Annotated in this window: 18 protein-coding genes; 5 read left to right on the forward strand and 13 right to left on the reverse strand. The window is 38.9% G+C overall.

Annotated features, from left to right (window positions below; all coding sequences use genetic code 11):
- Nucleotide 1 precedes the first annotated feature (1 nt).
- Nucleotides 2-1,147, forward strand: coding sequence for a hypothetical protein (locus TEGAF0_RS09465; RefSeq protein ID WP_264897931.1), 1,146 nt, complete (start codon nt 2-4; stop codon nt 1,145-1,147).
- Between the two features lie 2 nt (nt 1,148-1,149).
- On the opposite strand, the gene TEGAF0_RS09470 is transcribed toward TEGAF0_RS09465, so the two are convergent.
- Nucleotides 1,150-1,518: a hypothetical protein gene (locus TEGAF0_RS09470; protein WP_264897932.1), complete on the reverse strand. Its 369-nt coding sequence runs from the start codon at nt 1,516-1,518 to the stop codon at nt 1,150-1,152.
- 202 nt (nt 1,519-1,720) lie between these two features.
- Nucleotides 1,721-4,900 (reverse strand): VPS10 domain-containing protein, encoded by a 3,180-nt coding sequence (locus tag TEGAF0_RS09475; RefSeq protein WP_264897933.1) that lies wholly within the window; start codon nt 4,898-4,900, stop codon nt 1,721-1,723.
- Between the two features lie 64 nt (nt 4,901-4,964).
- On the opposite strand from TEGAF0_RS09475, the gene TEGAF0_RS09480 reads away from it, so the two are divergent.
- Nucleotides 4,965-6,266 (forward strand): DUF5690 family protein, encoded by a 1,302-nt coding sequence (locus TEGAF0_RS09480; RefSeq protein ID WP_264897934.1) that lies wholly within the window; start codon nt 4,965-4,967, stop codon nt 6,264-6,266.
- 88 nt (nt 6,267-6,354) lie between these two features.
- Here TEGAF0_RS09480 and msrB read toward each other — a convergent pair whose 3' ends face one another.
- Nucleotides 6,355-6,915, reverse strand: a complete 561-nt coding sequence (msrB, locus tag TEGAF0_RS09485) for a peptide-methionine (R)-S-oxide reductase MsrB (protein WP_264897935.1) — start codon at nt 6,913-6,915, stop codon at nt 6,355-6,357.
- A 178-nt stretch (nt 6,916-7,093) separates the two neighbouring features.
- Between msrB and TEGAF0_RS09490 the strand changes: the two genes are divergently transcribed.
- From TEGAF0_RS09490 to TEGAF0_RS09500, 3 genes are all read left to right on the forward strand, one after another.
- Entirely contained in the window at nt 7,094-7,672 is a 579-nt protein-coding gene (locus TEGAF0_RS09490; RefSeq protein ID WP_264897936.1) for an adenylate kinase, read from the forward strand.
- A gap of 129 nt (nt 7,673-7,801) precedes the next feature.
- Complete coding sequence (paaZ, locus tag TEGAF0_RS09495; protein WP_264897937.1) at nt 7,802-9,853, forward strand: phenylacetic acid degradation bifunctional protein PaaZ; 2,052 nt, start codon at nt 7,802-7,804, stop codon at nt 9,851-9,853.
- Between the two features lie 5 nt (nt 9,854-9,858).
- Nucleotides 9,859-10,635, forward strand: a complete 777-nt coding sequence (locus TEGAF0_RS09500) for an enoyl-CoA hydratase/isomerase family protein (protein ID WP_264897938.1) — start codon at nt 9,859-9,861, stop codon at nt 10,633-10,635.
- Between the two features lie 48 nt (nt 10,636-10,683).
- On the opposite strand, the gene TEGAF0_RS09505 is transcribed toward TEGAF0_RS09500, so the two are convergent.
- The 10 genes from TEGAF0_RS09505 to TEGAF0_RS09550 form a co-directional block, all read right to left on the reverse strand.
- The gene (locus TEGAF0_RS09505; RefSeq protein ID WP_264897939.1) at nt 10,684-11,592 is read right to left on the reverse strand and encodes a DUF5777 family beta-barrel protein; all 909 of its coding nucleotides are present in this window, start codon (nt 11,590-11,592) and stop codon (nt 10,684-10,686) included.
- Nucleotides 11,593-11,601: 9 nt separating this feature from the next.
- Nucleotides 11,602-12,141 (reverse strand): YceI family protein, encoded by a 540-nt coding sequence (locus TEGAF0_RS09510; RefSeq protein WP_264897940.1) that lies wholly within the window; start codon nt 12,139-12,141, stop codon nt 11,602-11,604.
- 10 nt (nt 12,142-12,151) lie between these two features.
- A complete protein-coding gene (locus TEGAF0_RS09515; RefSeq protein WP_264897941.1) occupies nt 12,152-12,565 on the reverse strand; it encodes an OB-fold putative lipoprotein in 414 nt (137 codons plus the stop codon).
- A gap of 2 nt (nt 12,566-12,567) precedes the next feature.
- Entirely contained in the window at nt 12,568-12,939 is a 372-nt protein-coding gene (locus TEGAF0_RS09520) for a c-type cytochrome (RefSeq protein WP_264897942.1), read from the reverse strand.
- A gap of 46 nt (nt 12,940-12,985) precedes the next feature.
- Nucleotides 12,986-13,687 carry a cytochrome c family protein gene (locus TEGAF0_RS09525; protein ID WP_264897943.1) on the reverse strand — a complete coding sequence of 234 codons (702 nt, stop codon included), beginning with the start codon at nt 13,685-13,687 and terminating at the stop codon, nt 12,986-12,988.
- A 46-nt stretch (nt 13,688-13,733) separates the two neighbouring features.
- Nucleotides 13,734-14,966: a porin family protein gene (locus TEGAF0_RS09530; protein ID WP_264897944.1), complete on the reverse strand. Its 1,233-nt coding sequence runs from the start codon at nt 14,964-14,966 to the stop codon at nt 13,734-13,736.
- On the reverse strand, nt 14,959-15,540 hold the full coding sequence (locus tag TEGAF0_RS09535; protein WP_264897945.1) for an RNA polymerase sigma factor: 582 nt from the start codon (nt 15,538-15,540) through the stop codon (nt 14,959-14,961). Before TEGAF0_RS09535 ends, TEGAF0_RS09530 begins: the two co-directional genes overlap by 8 nt.
- An 86-nt stretch (nt 15,541-15,626) precedes the next feature.
- Nucleotides 15,627-17,009 carry a TolC family protein gene (locus tag TEGAF0_RS09540; protein WP_264897946.1) on the reverse strand — a complete coding sequence of 461 codons (1,383 nt, stop codon included), beginning with the start codon at nt 17,007-17,009 and terminating at the stop codon, nt 15,627-15,629.
- Between the two features lies 1 nt (nt 17,010).
- Complete coding sequence (locus TEGAF0_RS09545) at nt 17,011-18,375, reverse strand: HlyD family secretion protein (RefSeq protein WP_264897947.1); 1,365 nt, start codon at nt 18,373-18,375, stop codon at nt 17,011-17,013.
- Entirely contained in the window at nt 18,362-20,086 is a 1,725-nt protein-coding gene (locus tag TEGAF0_RS09550; protein WP_264897948.1) for a peptidase domain-containing ABC transporter, read from the reverse strand. Before TEGAF0_RS09550 ends, TEGAF0_RS09545 begins: the two co-directional genes overlap by 14 nt.
- Between the last annotated feature and the right edge of the window lie 77 nt (nt 20,087-20,163).

The following is a 20,163-nucleotide window of genomic DNA, read 5'->3' on the forward strand; positions in this document are numbered from 1 at the left end:
TATGTATAAGCATGCAAGAATATTACTATTTATACTGTCCTTAGGGTTATTCAACAATTTGAATGCACAAGAGAATACATTAAAAATTAATTTATCTAAGCAAAGCTATTTGCAAGGAGACTCTCTAGAAATTCAAATTGTAAGCCCTAACTATTTAGACAAAAAACTAAAATCGGCAACCGCACATATCTGGATTGATCATCTGGTTACCAAACAACGCTGGAAGTTTCGCTTTCCAATGATTGAAGGAGAAGTGAATGCAGCTTTAAAAATAAATGAGACCATTCCCAGTGGCAATTATGCTATTAGCTGTTTGGTGCAATCTGGATTTTATAGAATTCAAGGGCAAGTAATTGAGCGAGATAAAAAAGACACCGTTATCAATTACATGATGCGGACTAGTACAAAGCAAATGATGGTAGATCGGGTTAAAGTGGATGCGAAAGGTTATTTTACTATGAAGCCCATGTTGTTTCAAGACACGGCTTCCTTTTATTTTTCTCCTATTCAAAAACCAAAAAAAAATTACCTGGCTATTTTGTTGAAAACGCCCGTGGATTCTGTATTTGAGCCCGTTGAAACGCAAACAGCATTTTTTACCGTAGGTAAACCAGGAGAATTTGTAGAGAAAAAATTTGACTATACGCTTTCATTAGACGACCCAGAACTCATCACAGAAGGCTTGCCCAATGTTACGGTGTATACCAAAGCAAAAACCAAATTACAACAATACGAAGAGGATTATACCAGTGGTTTATTTAAAAACGACAATGCATTTGTTTTTGATGGATTGGAAAGCGACGAGCTGGTTCGATCTCAATCGCTAGCCTGGTTTCTGCAACAAAAAGTACCAGGCCTAACCGTGGCCATAGACTCTGCCAACAATGAAGTATTTAAATGGAGAGAAGAAATTTGTACCATTTTTATTGACGAATTTGAAGTGATGCCTGGCGAACAATCTATGGTGTTTCCTCGAGACATTGCCATGATAAAAGTATTCAGACCTCCTTTTCAATACAGTTCTACCACTGGTTTTGGGGGCGCCATTGCCATCTATACAAAGAAGGGAAAGTTTATAGACAACAATGGCGCAAAATTCTCTTTTATCTTAAAAGGATATACAGGATTTGACAGTATCTGGAAATAGCATTAATTGTTCAAAGCACCCGAACTCACCCAACAAGAAATGGCATTTTTTTGGGCGGTTGTGAGTGCCCCGTTTTTCGGCATAGTGCCCGATTCCACAGAGCTCTTGATTTGTGTTGCAGCAGCTTTAATTTCATTGTAATTGGTTAGTGCGCCCGGACCATTCGTGCTGCCTGTATTGTGGCAACCCACTGCACCACAACTATTTTGTATAATCGGAAATACCACTGCCGTAAATCGGCTGTCAATATTAGCGCAATTAACGGTTGTGCCCCCTGTACCTGAAGTAGAGTTTGACGTAGAAGAGCCTGATTTCGAACAGGCAATGGCCACCATTGCAACCATTACAGAAAGGGTGATTAGCTTTTTCATGATTAGCAGTTTTAGTGTTTAGTTTAGTTAATTCGGGCTTTTAAAAGCTCGAAGTTTAAACACAGAGCCCGCTGACTCAATTACCGTTGCCCAAGACATGAAGAATTTTCTGAATAACAATCGTAAATATTACTATGAAAATCAAAATCCCCGCTACTTACTCAAGAGCGGGGATTGTATGCAATCATTTGTACTTAGCTGTTTATTCCAACGGCTTATAATCTTTAAAGAATTTAAGCGGAGCCGCTTCGGATAGTGCGCGATACTGTTTCCAGCTGCCTTCGAACAAAGCGTTGGCTTTTTGTATTACTGTGTTCACCGCTTCTTCAGCATATCCCATCAAACGATTTTCCTGCTCACCCGGAATCGTAGTTTTACCCATAATTAACTGTCTGGCTTCGCCAACCAAACCATTAATCGTTTCCTGGGGAATATTGCCATAGCCTTGTTTCAACTGAGGCTTGCCATTCAGCATTTCGCGAATTTCTTTTAATCCATCTGCAACCACTTTCGCTGCTTTGCGAATCGTGTCTGCTGCTTTGCGATCCATGCTTGCATAACCCGCTTCTACCTTCTTCATAATATCGTCTACTTCCGTTAAGCGATCATTTAATGCCGTTAACTTGGCTGTAGATTTTTCCATTCTGTCGTTCGCTGCTCTGATAGCATTTCTCACCGATAAAGGTGTTGGTGCGTATGGATCATCATTCACCACAACTATTGTACTGTCTTTCAAATCTCTTCCTAAAGTCATAACTACTTTATACGTTCCTGGATCAACTGGCAGTCCACCTGGTTCAGCACCACCGCCACCTGCACCACCAAAACGGCCACCGCCGCCACCTCTTCCACCACCGCCAGACTGACGGGCGCCTCTTCCTTCCATGCCCCAATAATATTTATTGAAGCCAGAATCCACTCGAGTTCTAAGGTTTCTTACATTCACGCCATTGGCATCGTAAATGGCTATTTGAAGGGTATCGGAAATTTTGTTTTTACCAGTATCTGCAGCCGTTTTATTTACGAAGAAACTAATAGGAGCGCCGGTTCTTTTGTTCTCCCCTTCGTAAGTACCATAAGTGCTATATTCAATACCAGAAGCATTTTTCATTTTAGCTTGGTATGCCTGTGGCGCATCAAACGCCACTAATTTTTTGGCAAATACCTGACCTTTATTGGCTGCAACTTTTCGCAATGGACGAATATCATCTAAGATCCACAATGCTCTACCAAAAGTGGCAATTACCAAATCGGCTTCTCTTTCCTGAATCGCCATATCATATGTAGAAACGGATGGGTAGCCATTTTTAAACTGCTGAAAATTGACTCCGTTGTCTAAGCTTACCCATAGACCTTGCTCTGTTCCTACAAAAATCAAATTGGGTTCTACTGGATCCTGAATCACACACAAAGCATAGCCGATTACTTTTTTCTCGTCTACCATGCGTGTCCAGGTTTTACCATAATCAGTTGTTCTGTACACAAACGGACGCATTTCGCCTCTTCTGTAATCGTTCACAACTACAAAGGCTTCACCCCCATTATGCTTAGAAGCCTTGATTTGTGGAACCCAAGCTCCTAGAGGCATTCCAGGTAATTTCCCTCTAAAATTGGCCCAGGTTTTTCCACCATCTCTGGTTAATTGAATATTCCCATCATCGGTACCTACCCAAATAACTCCTTGCTCTTTAGGAGAAGGTTCAATAGTTAAAATAGTACAATGGTTTTCTGCACCTGTAATGTCTACAGAGATACCACCATTGTTACTTTGATCAATTTTGGCAGAATCATTGGTAGTTAAATCGGGAGAAATGAGTTCCCATGAGGCACCTTTATTTGTGCTCTTGTTTACAAACTGACTTCCGTAATATATGGTTGCTTTATCAAATGGATCTTGCGCAATCGCTGCATTCCAATTAAAACGCTGTCTTATATTTTTACTAGGCCTTGGAGGTCTAATATTCCACTGTTCTCCAGTAGCAATATTGTAACGAGATACATTACCGCCCTGACTCATAGTGTACACCCAGTTAGGATCTTCGGCGTCTGGCATTACGTCAAATCCATCTCCACCGCTAACCCCTTGCCAAAAAGCGTTTCTAATCCCACTTCTTCTCCAAACATAAGCAGGTCCATGCCAGCTTCCATTGTCTTGCAAACCACCCATTACATTGTAAGGAATTTGATTATCTACATTCACATGATAATACTGACCCAATGGCAATTTTTCATCAAACTGCCAGGTCTTACCTCTATCTCTTGAAATACCAATACCTCCATCATTCCCATCAATAATAAAGTTGGCATCGTTCGGATGAATCCACCAAGCATGGTGATCTGGATGGATGCCACTGTAAGGAATAACTGGTTTCCAAGTTTTACCTGCATCCTCACTTACATTAATCACTTGATTGATATTGTAAATTCTATTTTCATTTTTGGTATCTACCGCGATGTCCTGAAAATAAAATGCACGATTAGTTACTACAGCTGGATCACTGTTTACCAACTCCCATTTAAAACCCCCATCGTCCGATTTATACAAACCATTTTTAGTGGCTTCTACTAATGCATAAACGCGATTGGGATCAGTACGAGCTATGCTGATACCGATACGGCCATAATCCCCTTCGGGCAAACCATGCTCCTTACCTAACTTGGTAAAAGTTTTACCACCATCCATGGTTACATAAAAACCACTTCCGCTTCCACCACCTTTTAAACTCCAGGGCGTGCGCTTGTGCTCGTACATATTTACAAACAACTTATTGGGGTTAGCGGGATCCATTACCATATCGCCCACTCCACTGTTTTGATTGGTATATAAAATTTGCTTCCAGGTTTCTCCACCATCGGTTGTTTTATATACGCCTCTTTCAGGATGATCTGCAAATGGATTACCCATAGCACCTACATACACTACATCTGGATTGGTAGGATCAATAATAATGCGGTGAATATTGCGGGTCTTTTCTAAGCCCATGCGCTTCCAAGTTTTGCCGCCGTCTAAACTTTTATAAATCCCTTCTCCTAAACTAATAGAGTTACGCGGATTACCTTCGCCTGTTCCTGTCCAAACCACACTTGGATTCGATTGCACCAACGCAATGGCTCCTATATTCTGGATAGGTTGATCATCAAACACGGGTGTCCAGGAAGCTCCCCCATTTTCAGTTTTCCATACACCGCCACTGGCAGTACCCAGGAAAATAATATTGGGATTGGTCCATACCGCATCAATGGCCGTAACACGACCACTCATGCCAGCCGGCCCGATATTACGGGGTTTCATATTTTTAAAATGCTTAGATAAATCTACCTGTTGAGCATACACAGCAAAACTTGCTGCAATACCCACAAAGGCCAGGAATAATTTTCTCATAAAAGAATTTGGTTTTAGGAATCGGTAATTTCTGAAATAAAGACCCAATTGCCAAAAACTAAGGATGAGTGGCTTATATTTATCGGTAGAAAGAATGCCATTGAAAAACAATTCCATCCTTGCCAACAGCAGTTTTAAAACAGGTATCTACGCTGCCATTGTTGCATTTTTAAGTTATACCATGATTTTTGGTTTTCGCAAATCCTTTACTGTTTGCACTTTCGACGGAATGGCATTCTGGGGGTTGGGGTATAAAACCCTGTTAGTGTTAAGCCAGATGCTGGGATATTTAATGGCCAAGTTTTACGGAATCAAATTCATTGCTGAACTCAAGAGAATGGGTCGTAATAAAATAGTACTGACACTGGTTGGTATTTCATGGCTGGCCTGGTTGCTGTTTGCACTCGTTCCTGCTCCTTTCAATATTGTATTCCTGTTCATGAACGGGTTTCCATTGGGTATGTTATGGGGTGTCATTTTTTCTTATATCGAGGGGAGAAAAACCACCGATTTTATAGGAGCGGCACTGGCAGTTAGCTTTATTTTTTCTTCTGGTTTTGTAAAATCAGTTGGAGGCTGGCTGATGGTTGAATGGCATGTATCCGAGTTCTGGGTTCCTTTTCTGACTGGGCTGGTTTTTGCGCTGCCTTTGTTGTTATTTATTTATTTGATGGAACAAATACCTCCGCCAACAGAGGAAGACATTGCCTTGCGCATGAACCGTACACCCATGTGTGCAGCAGACAGAAAAAAATTTATTCAGCATTTTTTACCGGGTATTGTGGCAGCAGTTATCATTTATGCATTCGCTACAATTTTCAGAGATATCAGAGATAATTTCAGTGCAGACATGTGGAAGGAAATGGGCTATTTAAATCAACCCGCCATATTTTCTAAAACTGAAACGCCCATTACATTGGTCATACTGGTGTTAATTGGCAGCATGGTGCTGATCAAAAATAGTTTTAAAGCATTTATGTTGTCGCATGTATTTATCCTACTGGGCTTTATTGTTGCGGGATTAAGCACCTGGTTATTCAGCAATGGAGGAATAGCCCCAATTTGGTGGATGACCTTGGTAGGACTGGGATTGTACATGGTTTATATACCTTTTAATGCAGTGTACTTTGAACGCATGATTGCTGCTTTTCAATTTACCGGCAATGCAGGTTTCTTGATTTATGTAGCCGACTCTTTCGGATACTTAGGAAGTGTGAGTGTTTTGCTGAGCAAGGAGATTTTTAAAGTGCAATTGAACTGGGTGCATTTCTTTTCGAATAGTGTAATGGGATTATCGGTAGCAGGAGTTATGATTACGGGTTATTCGATGTTTTACTTTTACCGGAAAAAACAGACAACAATTTAATTTTTTGCAACAATTCAGGCACAAAAAAGGCCGGATACATCCGGCCCTTTCATTCTCAGTCTCACTGTCCAACCCTCACAGTATTTCACTATCCTTTTTTCTCATTGTATTTTTTCTCAGCTTCAGCAGCTTTTTCAAAATCAAGCACTACTCCATTTATGCAATAACGAAGACCAGTTGGGGGAGGACCATCTTCAAAAACATGACCCAGGTGCGATTTACAACGACCACATTGAACTTCAGTTCGCTGCATGCCATGTGTATTATCCGGTAAATAGATGATTGATCCCTTCGAAATTGGCTCATAAAAGCTTGGCCAGCCACACCCACTATCAAATTTGGTGTCGCTTTTGAACAATCCGTTTCCACAAACTGCACAGTAATACGTTCCCGTTTCTTTGAAATTTTCGAATTTGCTTGTCCAGGGACGCTCTGTTCCCTTTTCTCTGGCAATGTAATAGACTTCCGGAGAAAGGATTTTTTTCCACTCGCTGTCTTTTACAGCCAGTTTGCCTTTTTCACCTTTTGCGTAATAAGGGTTCTCTTTCTTTGTCATAGTATCTTTAACAACTTTATCGGTTGAATTGTTTTGAGCATTGCAGGCGGTTAGGCTAAACAATCCCAATAAAATGAATGCTGACCACTTCATAGCGTATTCTTTTAATCAAACTAGTTACGCTACAAAGACAGTTTTGGTTTGGTTTGGTTGCATGAAATCGGCGAAAATCTTGTTCAAACCCTTTATTTTTACTGATTTTGACTGATTTGTTAAAGGATTTCTAACACGCCCTTTGTATATTTGTAACTCAAGCAAGCATCGAATTTACATGTTCAACATTATTTTATTCGGTCCTCCCGGAAGTGGAAAAGGTACGCAGAGTGAGAAACTGATTCAGAAATATGGCCTGAAACACCTATCTACCGGAGACCTTCTACGCAGTGAAATTGCCAGACAAACCCCATTGGGATTAGAAGCCAAAAACTTAATGGACAAGGGCCAGCTGGTTCCGGACGAAGTTGTTATAGGTATGATCTCTTCTGCACTTGAGGCCAATCCTGAAGCAAAGGGCTTTTTATTTGATGGTTTTCCAAGAACAACTGCCCAAAGTGAGGCTTTGGATAAGCTTTTGAAGCTAAAACAAACCGAAATAGGGGTTCTCCTTGCATTGGATGTTTCTGAAGAAGAACTGGTAAAACGCTTATTAAACCGTGGATTAACCAGCGGAAGAAGCGATGATACCAATGAAACAGTCATCAGAGCAAGAATTGTTGAATACAAAGACAAAACAACCGTAGTGGCTAATTACTACGAACAGTTCGATAAAGTGGTTAAAATACCAGGCGAAGGTACCGTAGAAGAAATTTTTTCAAATCTTTGCAGCGAAATCGATAAAAGAATGTCTTAACAATAAGAACTGTTAAAGTTTTTGACCAATAACCAACTGCTATGCCCGTCCCGATACCATCAGGACGGGTTTTTTTATGCTCTTTTTGTAAACTATCAATCGTTAGCTTTGCGGAGAAATTAAAAATATATGTATACAGTTGAAAACTACATTGCAGGGAATTGGATTAAGGGGGATGGAGACGGACAATTATTGTTCAATGCCGTAACCGGGGATCCCATCGCCAGAGCTACAAGTAAGGGATTGGATTTTGCAGCGGCGCTTCATTATGCCAGAAGCAAGGGTAATCCGGCACTGAGAAAAATGAGTTTTCACGAAAGAGGGTTGATGCTTAGGTCTTTGGCTATTTACTTAAGAGAGCATTTAGATGAACTTTATAACATCAGTTACCAGACGGGTGCTACCAAGGCAGACAGTTGGGTGGATATTGAAGGGGGGATTGGGAACCTGTTTTCCTATGCTTCCTTAAGAAGAAAACTTCCAGACACGCCGTATTGCTTAGATGGGGAACATCACCCGTTAGGAAAGGCCAATACATTTATGGGCCATCACTTATTAATTCCGAAAGAAGGGGTTGCCATACATATCAATGCATTTAATTTCCCTGTTTGGGGCATGTTGGAAAAAATTGCAGTGAACCTGCTGGCAGGGGTTCCGGCCATTGTAAAACCCGCCACTGTTACTTCATATTTAACGGAAGCAGTAGTTAAAAAAATAATTGCTTCTGGTATTTTGCCCGATGGAGCACTGCAGCTGATTTGTGGCAGTGCCGGAGATTTGCTGGATCATGTTCAATCGCAGGATGTGGTTACGTTCACCGGTTCAGCACATACAGGTCTCTTATTGAAATCACATCCAACAATTTTGGCAGAGAATGTTCCCTTTACCATGGAAGCAGATTCACTTAACTGCATTGTATTGGGAGAAGACGTTGAGCCTGGCATGCCCGAATGGGATATTTTTATCAAAGAAGTAAGAAGAGAAATCACCACCAAGTCTGGACAAAGATGTACCGCTGTAAGGAGAATCTTTGTACCAGAAAATAAAATAGAAGCGGTTCAGCAATCATTAACGGCTGCATTGGCTCAAAATGTAATTGGCAACCCTTTGAATCCTTCTGTAAGAATGGGTGCTTTGGCAGGTGAAGCACAGAGAAAAGAAGTAAAAGCGCAGGTAGAGAAATTATTAACCAGCTCCAGTATCTTATATGGTTCACTGAATTCGGTAGACGTGGTAGATGCCGATCCGGTAAAAGGAGCTTTTATTAGTCCACTATTATTATTCAATGATAACCCCTTCGGGAATACAGTTGTACATGAAGTAGAAGCATTTGGACCAGTAGCTACTTTAATGCCCTATAAAAAAACAGAAGACGCTATCGCCCTATCTAAGTTGGGCAAAGGGTCATTGGTAAGTAGTATTGTAACAGCAGATACTCGCATTGCCACCGACTATGTTGTGGGTGCAGGTACCTATCATGGAAGAATTTTGGTGTTGAATCAACAATGTGCTAAAGAAAGTACCGGTCATGGATCACCCTTGCCATTATTAGTACATGGTGGACCAGGAAGAGCCGGAGGCGGAGAAGAAATGGGTGGATTAAGAGGGGTTAAGCATTATATGCAGCGTGTGGCCATTCAGGGTTCGCCGGATATGATTACTGCTATCAGCAAAGTATATCAGCCTGGTGCAAAAGGAAATACCAATACCATACACCCTTTTAAAAAATATTATGAAGATCTAAAAATCGGGGATCAGTTGATTACAGAGAAAAGATTGATCACTGCAGAAGACATCAATGCTTTTGCTGATTTAAGTGGGGATCATTTTTATGCGCATTTAGAGGGAACTGATTTTAATGGCACTATGTTTGAGAGACAAGTAGCACACGGTTATTTGTTAATGAGTATGGCTGCAGGATTGTTTGTGGATAGTTATGAAAAAAATCCGGTGCTACTCAATTACGGCATTGACGAATTAAGATTCACTAAGCCAGTATATCCCGGAAGTGAAATGCATATTCGTTTTACTTGTAAAGAAAAAATTAGGCAAGAGAAAAAAGAAATAACCGATATTGATAAAGGAATTGTAAAGTGGCTGGTTGAAATGATTGACGAAACAGGGGAACTTACCGGAATCGCAACCATTTTAACGATGGTAGCCAGGAAACCCGTAAAATAAAAGTTATGATTGAACACATTAAAGAAGGGTATGTAAAAGTAGAGCGAGAGCACGGCATTGCAACGATTGAGTTTTTTCATCCGCAAAGCAATTCTTTACCTGGTAAAATTTTAGATGCTCTGGCAAAAGAAATTTATAGTGAAGGATTAAATAAAGAAACTAAAGTAATTGTACTGCGTTCAGCTGGAGAAAAAGTATTTTGTTCTGGCGCTTCCTTTGACGAATTAGCAGCAATTAAAAATGAAGCAGAGGGTCTTGCATTTTTTAGTGGCTTTGCTAAAGTAATCAATGCTATGCGTACCTGCGGCAAAATCATTATTGCACGTATTCAGGGAAAATGTATTGGGGGTGGAGTTGGTCTGGCTGCTGCAGCAGACTATGCTATAGCCTGCGAAGGTGCCGATGTAAAACTGAGTGAATTGGCGGTAGGCATTGGTCCATTTGTAGTGGGGCCTGCCGTAGAAAGAAAGATAGGTTTGTCTGCTTTTTCTCAATTGACCATAGATGCGGTTACTTTCAGACCTGCAGATTGGGCTAGAAGAAAAAGCTTGTATGCAGAACTGCATCCAGATGTAGCCGGCATGGATGAATCCATCATCAGACTATCTACTACGCTATCTCAATCCAATCCGGATGCGTTAAAGGAATTAAAAAATATTTTCTGGAAAGGAACAGAACACTGGGATGAATTGCTAAAAGAAAGAGCTGGCATTAGTGGGCGCCTTATATTAAGCGAACACAGCAAAGCATTTATTCAGAGATTCAAACTGAAATTGTCCTAAACAGTTACGCTCATTAACAGAACTGAGTGAAATAAAAAACCTAAGGATTTAAATCCCCTTAGGTTTTTTTATGGTGAAAATTCTGGCGATATTGAATCCAAAATGTATATCCCCTTTACCCCACTGTCCATTAGTCTCATGAATAAACGTTCTTTCGGTCATGCCAGTTGAATTGGAGAAATGCAATTGAAACACGTGTCCTCCTGTTTCAATATCAACACCTACAGAAAGGCTATTATAGAATCCGTTGAATTTTTGAAACTGATAATAGTATTCGCCCGTAAGATTTACCCGCTTGCTTACACGGATTCTTGTTCCAACACCCAGTGAATATAAATCATTAGGATCTGTAGCCAGTGGTACATTGTTATAATGCACCATGGTTGGTGTTAATTGAAATGAAAAATAATCGTTGAATTTTTTTGCTATTAAAATTTGATTGAAATAGCTGAATCTGTCTGTATAGTAAAATCCCGAACCAGTGCTGGCATCATTCAATGTCTTAAAGATTACACCACCTACATAACTTACAGAAATAGGCATATTTACCTTACCCGTACTCTGTCTAAGAATCCGGTATTTTACAAACCCATCGTATTGTTTTAAATACGTACTTCTGCCAATTCCAACCATCAATCTACTGTTTATGCCATAATCTAAACCCATTCGCATGGTTGCCTGGTCTAATCCAAATAAATTATAGCCGCCCGTATTAACCCTCCCAAAACGGTGATTGATTTTTACATCCAACAAGCCAGCCCCAATATTTTCAATAGAATGACCATTTACGATACGGGTTGTTTTAAAAATGGCAGTGGTTATATCAGTGGCATTCTTATCCTTCTCTTTTTCTTCCTGTTCTTGCAGCTTAAATAAATCAACCTCCTGTGCCGCTAAGTAGTTAGAAGAAAATACCAACAAAAACAAACCGACAAATGTGGAACGAATGAATTTCATGTTTATCATTTAAAAATTACAATTAACCTGCACGTTTGCTTCCGACGCAATTTTTTCACCTATATAAGAGCCGGCAATTTTATAATCTGACAGCTTAACTTTAAAATCACTTTTCAAACTGGCTTTGCCGCTTTTTACTGTAATAGTACCAGGTACTTTAATTTTCTGGTCTACACCATGAATGTTCAGCGTTCCTTCTGCTTCCACTTTATAAGCACCGTCTGCATTAAAGTTAACAGTGGCAATATTGGTAACAAAACCTTTAAATGATGCTTTGGGGAATTGCGTGCTTTCCAAATAGTTTTCATTAAAATGGTCTTCCATTAACTGATTCTCGAAACGAAACCCCTTAATCAAAAGAGTAAAAATGATCTGCCCGTTGGTTGGTAACATTTTACAGTCAACCTGATTGTTTACTGCTTCTATTTTAACAAGTTCCCCTGTTGCATTAAACTTGGCAACACCCGCCTTGGTTGACAATAAAGTCTGTGCATTTATATTAGCTGAAATAGCTGTAATCAATAATGCAATAATTAGGATTTTTTTCATTGTTTGTTTATTAATTGTTTAGTTTAACAATTGCATCTGTAATAACTACATCGCTTGTAAAGCCGATACAAAGTCCTTTAATTGAAATTTTATTTCCCTTTTCAATGGAATCATGCTTTTCTTTTAATGTGCAATACACACTTGAAAAATCATTGGCCCCATCAAGAGTGACAGTTGTATTTCCAGCCTGATCCTGTCCAACTTCTTTTATCATTCCTTCCACTATCAGCGCCTTATTCAGGTATTTTTGATTGGATTCGTTTTCATTTTGATTGTAATTAGCAACCAAAGCAACTGCAGTAATTGAGATTGCTTTTTCTTCGGATATATCTCTACGATGAGTCGCAGAATATATAAACACATAGTACCCAACAGAAGCTGCTATCAGCAAAACCAATCCCAGAAAGATTAGAACTTTTTTCATAGTTAATTATTTAACATGCCCGCATTAATCCAGGCCTGAAATTTTGAAATATCACAGGTAGACAATTTCCCGCCGCCCTTTGGCATTGCCGAAGCCTGACCATTCTGTAAGATGGAGTTCATAAAGCGACCGCCATTAACAGAGGCTTTTACGCCATTATAAGTATCTAAGATAATACCAGCTCCTGCAGCTGCATTGCCTCCATGACAACTATTGCAGGATGCATTCAATATGGGGAGCAGTGTTGAAGAAAATTTCACATTGGCTGTATCACAATTAGCTGCAGCAGGATATACCAATTCTGCTTTGTCATAATAACAAGCGCTGAACAGGGAAATGAAAAACAAGAAAAGTATTGAAAGAGGTTTTCGCATAGCTATTTTTTTATTGAAGCATACTTGTTCATTGTGGCATACCGATTTACTGAGGCATCCCCGCTTTAATCCATTTGGTCATCTGGGTAATTTTACAAGCGGCCATAGGAGCTCCTACTGGCATACGCTGACTGGCTGGTAATGTAGGCGCATGGTTAATAGCATCCAGGAATAATTGCTTGTTGGCATTTATGTAAGACTGCGTAGCCGCATAGGTTCCCAAGTATACATTGCCCGAACCAGGAGCAACTCCATGACATCCATTACAGTTATTCGCCAGTATAGTTTGAATGGCTGTTCCATAAGTAAACTTCGTGGTGTCGCAACTGTTCACACAATTGGTATTTAAAGCGCCCTGATCAATCCATTTTTTAATCAAACTAATTTGCGCACTGCTTAATGCAGGATACCCTCTTGGAGGCATTTCACCTTTGGTAATTATTTTATAGTATTTACTGTTGGGGGCATCTTTAGGCTTAATGCCTCGCATGATAGTATTATAATCTGTAGTTTGTACGCCTTCCGCATGAGTTGTTGCATTGTGACAACCAGCACTGGCACAATAACTCACATAAAGGGGTAAAATATCATTCTGAAAACAAACTGTATCAGACACGGTGGTTCCAGAACCTGCAGGTCCACCAGTTACTAGTATTTCAGTCGGATTGATAGCCGAATTCAGAAATTCATGCTTACAGGCCATAAAAAAGAACCCTATCAGCAAACTTGATATAATAATCTTTTTCATAATAGTTAGTACACCGTATTTAAAAAAAGGGTTGCCTCTTAATAAATTATTTTTTTTGCTTAAAAATTGGCTGTTTTAGATGAAGATAAATGGCGATGGTTCCCAGTCGATTGTGACCCTCTCCTAGTTCCTCCAAGGGAAGTTTGAATACTGGCTCAATTTCAATAACGGCACTTCGTTTGGTTTTAATTGAAATACCAGTGCCAACCACCAAATTGCTTAGGATATGAGACTCACCAAAATCATCTGAATCGTTTTCACTATTCCATAATAAAGGAGTATTCCCATTGAGTAGTAAGTCATATGTAAGCTTCTGTTTCAGAAAAAACAGTGAAGAAAGACCGACAGAACCAAGGAAAGAAATTTTATTGCTCGGCTTCGCCGTATATCGAACTGCCAGTGGAACTTCAAAAATGTGAAGGCTTCCTTTGACTTGTTTTAATTCAAGTGTATTGTAGGCGGGTAAATTAGGAGAAGGCTTGTATAAATAAGTCTGTCCTGATTCATAAACAGGAGTATAATTGTATAGCAAGCCAGTTCTAATAGCCCAGTTGGGTGAAAGTTGATAATTGATGCCCATACCTATACTTACACCTGGACGGTAAAATGGCTGTAAATTGGCCAATAAAAAGTCAGGTGCAAAAGAGAGATTCCATTCCCATCTGGTTTGTTGCCTAGTTGATGGCTTTTTTAGTTGTGGGGTAATAGAAGTAGGAGGAACTGAATCTATGGGAAGCGAGGTTACCAGCGTATCGTTTTCCTTATTCGCTACATTTTTATCATTATTTGTCACCGTATTTTCCTTTTCAAGAATGTACAGGGTATCAACACTTTGTTTGTTATTTGAAATCGTTTTATGAATACCGTTTTTTAGGTGATTTAATTTTTCTGTTACAATTGAATTTGGCTTTTCATTAGAACCAGAGATTTTACCTGAATGGTTCGTTTCACTAGAACCAAGGTTACTTTCCGAGGTTTGCGTTTCAATAGAACGTAATGTGTTATTCTCTACTTGAATAGACTTTTCTTCTACTTTAATAGCCGCTTTTTTATCTTCTTTATTGGTTTCCCAGTTTTGATATCCAAATACCGTCCCCACTAACAAACCAACTATTACAAACCAGAAGAAAAATCTTCTTTTCTTTTTGTCAACAGGCATTTCCCTATCAAGTACCTGATGCATTGCATCCCAGTTGCCAGAACTTTTCAATTCATTATCTGCTTTTTCAAAAGCCGATTTAACCGAATTGTCAAATGAATTAGAGTAAAATTTATCCATTCAGTCCTTTTTTCCGGTTTAATAAATTTTGTAAATGCTTCTTTGCCTTAGAAAGATTGGATTTAGATGTGCCTTCATTGATACCTAAAATACCAGCGATTTCTTCATGCGTAAAACCATCCACTACATGCAAACAAAAAACAGTTTTATAGGCGGGTGGCAGCTTCATCACTAATTCAATAATTTCTTTATAGCTAATGGAATTAAGAACACTTGTCTCCATTTCTTGCTCTAACGCTGAATTGTTTTCATACTGATTATCCAGCGTATTGTTGGACGCAGAAAATTTTTTATTATAATTGATACAGTTATTAATCAATACTTTCTTTGCCCAGCCCTTAAATGATGCCGAATTAAGACTGTACTGAGCCAAATTAAACTGTTCAATATTTTTAAAAACCCTCATGAATCCATCTAAAACCAAATCATCTACTTGAGTGAATTCTGAAGCATATCTTGTGCATACGGAAACAGCATAGCCATACATCCAGTCATAGAGTTGCCTCTGGCATTGCCGATCATTTTTTCGACAGCCATCAATAAGATGCTTGATTTGCCCTTCTGTTAAACCCAATCCTGGCTAATATTTCGTACGCTACAAAACTATACAGTAAATTGAAGCAAAGGGTTGCCTGCTTAAGAATAAAAGTTAATAAATTCCTAACGAAGGATTCCGGCAGCCCAGTTGACGCCATAGCTGGCTTTCAGATACTTGGCCCTTAACTGAATTAATTTTTCTGCGGTTTCTATGACTTTGTTTTCGCGGGTGTTTAAAAGAAACAGAGAGCTTTCCCCATTCTGAAAACGAAGATTCTCGGCCTTTAACAAGGCAGTATACCCGTTATATGCCTGTTGTGCAGCAGCAATTTGTTCTTTCAATAAAGTTGCTTCTGCAAAATAGGATCTGATTTTATTTGCCGTATTCCATTGTTTTAAATTCAGCTCATAATTGGTTTCTGCAATTTTCAATTTGGCCTGCTTGTAAGATCCCTGTCCCTCTCTTAAGAAGATGGGAATCTTAAACTGAACACCCCAGACATAATTATTTTGCAAAAATGCACCACCAAAGTCTTTAAAAACATTATATCCATTATTCAAAAGATTCGCTTTTACATTCAAAGAGGGCAATAGCGACTGAAACTTTAATTTCCTCTCCACTTCAAGTGCTTGCAGTTCAAGCGCAACACTTCTAATAGATGGGTTTTCCTGGTTTACAGTGTTAATTAGTTTTTCCGGGTCCTCAACAGACAAATACAATTGGAATTGTACCGTATCCGGAACCAAACTAGCATTCAATAAATAGGCAGCATCATTTTCATTCCATAAAAAATTACCCAACTCCAGTTGAGCTGTTACCAGCTTCGCTTTTGCATCTGCCTGCATCATCTGAAATTGTTGTACCTGGGTCAATGCCTCAATTGTATCAATAATCGCCCTGTCTCCATTTAAATAAGACAGTTTCACCAAACGGAAACGGTCTCTACTAATCTGCAAAAATTGATTATAAATACTATACAATTGATAGGCTCCTGCCCACTGCCAATAGGTATTATAGGCCTCAAATAACAAGTCGTTCTGCATTTTCAGGCGATCCTGTTCACTTTGTTGTAAAGAAATTTGTGCTTGTTGTAAATTGGCTCTTCTTTGATCAATAAGCAACCCTTTTATTAATGGCATTTCCAAACCAAGATAGCTTGTTTGACCTCTAGTTATCTGGTTATTCAGAAATAGTCCTCCATTGTCTTCTAGCCCGGCTTTAATGTCCATACCGCCGATTCTGGTGGGAACTTTGAATTCAGGATTGGTATAGAAATAATAATTTTTCCCATCAAAGGTTTTCCTGCTTGCTTCCATTTCCACAGTAGGGTCAAAACCACCCTTTGCACTCAGCAAAGCTGCATTGGCTTTCTCTACTTTTATACCCGCTTGCTTAGCCAGAGGGTGAAAGCTTTTTACCTGATTAATAAATGCTTCAGGACTCAACACCTGAGCCTTTACTTGCAACACTGAAAAAAATCCAATTAAAAACAAGCAATGTCTCATATTATTTCTCCTTACTTGCTTTTAGTTCTTCACCTTTTACGGGCTTATAATATTCCGGAGGGAATCCATTAATATTTCGCCATAACTCATAGCCAATTGGCACGTCTTTCAATAGAGCAATACCGCTGGCACCGCCCCCCATTCTCAACTGTCTGGGCCATTGTTTTTCATTCGGATCTTCAACAACCAGTAATCTGAATTTTCCATTGCTACTCACCGAAGTTTCAACAGCCGCAATTACTCCGCCGAATGTTCCATAAGAAGCTGCAGGCCAGCCAGAGAATACAATGGCAGGAAATCCATCGAATATGAAACGTATTTTTTGTCCCTTTGATAGAAGCGGAAGATCCATGGGTTCGGCGAATAATTCAACCGCATACCTTATTTTATCAGGTACAATTTCAACAATCATATCACCCTCCTTCACCATCTCACCAAGACCTGCTTTTCTTGCTTTGGTAATTTGTCCATCCTGGGGAGCAGTAATATAATATAACTTGTTTCGAATGTCATAATTGCTGTAAGCATTTTGCAATTTGGCTACATCTGCCTCTCCAGTTGCCATATTAGATATGGAACTAAATTGCTCCCCCTGCGCTTTGGAAATCTTATCTGTATATTCTTGAATGGTTCCATTCTTCTCAATTCTTATTGCGGATAACTCCTGTTTAGCTTGTAAAAATTTATTTTCAGCGCTAATTTTTTTGGCTATTGCATTTTGATAAGAAACTTTTCTTCTTTCAAAATCAACCAATGAAATAACCCCGCTATCTAACATATTTTTAGCAGCATCAATCTGTCTTTTAGTAATCGCCAATTCATTTAAAACAGCGGCTAAATCAATGCTATCACTAATTACTTTCAAGTTTTGCTGACGAAGCTTAATATCCAGTTGATCTAATTTCAGGTTTCTAGCTTCTTCTAATGCCTTCATCTGAGATACTGCTGTTGCAGCTTTATTACTATAGCCTTCTACTGCTATCTGCTTGGCATCAATCTGTTTTTTAGTACGATTCAATAATTCCGGATCAAAGTAATCGGTCTTTACCTCCCCTATTTGCAAAATAGTATCGCCCTTTTTAACAAAATCTCCTTCTTTAATATACCATTTTATAACCCTGCCCGCCAAAACTGTATTCAGTTCCTGAGGACGATCTTCCTGACGTAATGCAGTAACAGCACCTTTAGCCCGAATATTCTGGGTCCATGGTAAAAATAGAACAACAATTAAAGTTACAAGGGAACCCCACATCCACTTTTTTACCCTGTTTTTCTTCTTGATATTATAAATGGAATGATAAGAAGAAAGATTGGCGCTTTCTACTTCATCCTCAATAACTGTACTAATGAATTTATTGTTGACCATAATTTTCATTTAAAAATGGAGCAATAGCAGACCAGTTTCCAGAAGCTTTCACCACACCATCCTGCAGATATATGATTTTATTACAACGAGCTGCAGTTTCCACATCATTGGTCGCAATCAGAACGGTTGCATTTTCTTCAGAAAATATATAATCCTGTATATTCTTTTTATACTTACGCTCTAAAAAATTGAGAGGGTCTTCTAAAAGCAACAAACGCTTTTTACCTAATAAAGCCCTTAACAATAAAATGTCTTGTCTGATTTTGCTATTCAGTCTCTTTCCAGTTGGATCCAGAATAGTATCATACCCTTTGGGAAGGCTTTGAACAAAACTGGTCAATCCACAACGATTTACGAGATCAGTCACTTCTTCATAACCAATTTCTTCACTACCCATTGTTATGTTTTCCCAGATAGTACCATTAAAAATATCCTGCTGACTTAAGAGGATTCCTGTCTGTGCTCTTACAGAAGTTAAATTGTAATTCCCCAATGGCATTCCATCCAACAAAATAGAACCGGAAAAATTTGTAAAGGCGCCGGTAAGCAAACGTAAAATGGTAGACTTTCCTGATCCTGATTCTCCCATGATACAAACCTTGTCGCCCGGAACTATATTAAGATTGATAGAGTCCAATGCTTTTACATTATTACCATAAGTAAACCCTACACTTTCAAATAAAACAGAAACTCCTTTGGGATTATCAGAAAGTTTAACAGTTCCCTGTACTTCTACTTCACTTTCGGTAACCTTGCTCAACTTCTCAACAGAAGTAAGGATATCATACACTTTATCCATATTTAAAATCAGCTTTTCAACTGATCCTATAATACTAATAATTACAAAGTCTGCTGCAATAAACTGTCCAATATTGATTTGCTGATCAACAAGTAGGACCGCACCTACAATCAGCATAGCGGCCGTAATCACAACTTTAAAAATGATTAGACTCCAGTATTGAGTCAATAACACTTTAAAGTAGCTTGTTCTTGCCTCAAGGTATTCGGTAACAATTCCATCTGTCTTTCTAATATTTAAATTTGTGCCTCTTGAATATTTGAAAGACTTAATTACTCGAGCCATTTCTTCTAACCAGGCAGCAGTGGCAAATTTCAAATTGCTTGCTTCAATACTTTTCTGAAAGCCTGCGGGTAATGTGTATCTCATAATAAGGTACACAATTAAAGTTAATACTGCTCCAAAGCCAATAAATACAGGGTGGTAAAGAGAAAGTAATAGTAAACCAAAGAATATTTGAATAATGGCAGCAGGTACGTCAAGCAATAATTTTTCAACTGCTTTTTGAAGAGAAACCGTATCAAAAAATCGATTCACTAATTCAGGAAGATAATACGCATCTAATTTTTCAATGTTCATCTTTGGCAGTCGATCTGCAAATTCAAGTGCGTATCTGACAAATAATTTTTGCTGAATCTTTTCTGTAAGCTGCAATTGCCTTACTTGTAAAAGACCGTATAAAAGAACTGCGGCTACTACTAAGAAAATTAAAATGATAATGGAGGTAGAAATAGAACCTGCTAAAACGAAGCCGATGATGGTTTGTATCCCCAGCGGCATTGCCAAACTTAAAATACCAGCTAATATGGCAAATGCATAAATAGAAGAGACGTCTTTTTTATCCAATTTAAGGAGCTCCAAGATCTTTCTTGCCGCCCCCGTCGGTGATACTGCTTTTTGATTTTTTTCCATTGAGCGCAAATATTACAAGTATTATACCATTATTAGCTTTGATACTAATAAGTTTTTGTGAAACCGTATAATGCAGA

The organism is Sediminibacterium sp. TEGAF015 (assembly GCF_025997995.1).
Lineage (GTDB): Bacteria > Bacteroidota > Bacteroidia > Chitinophagales > Chitinophagaceae > Sediminibacterium.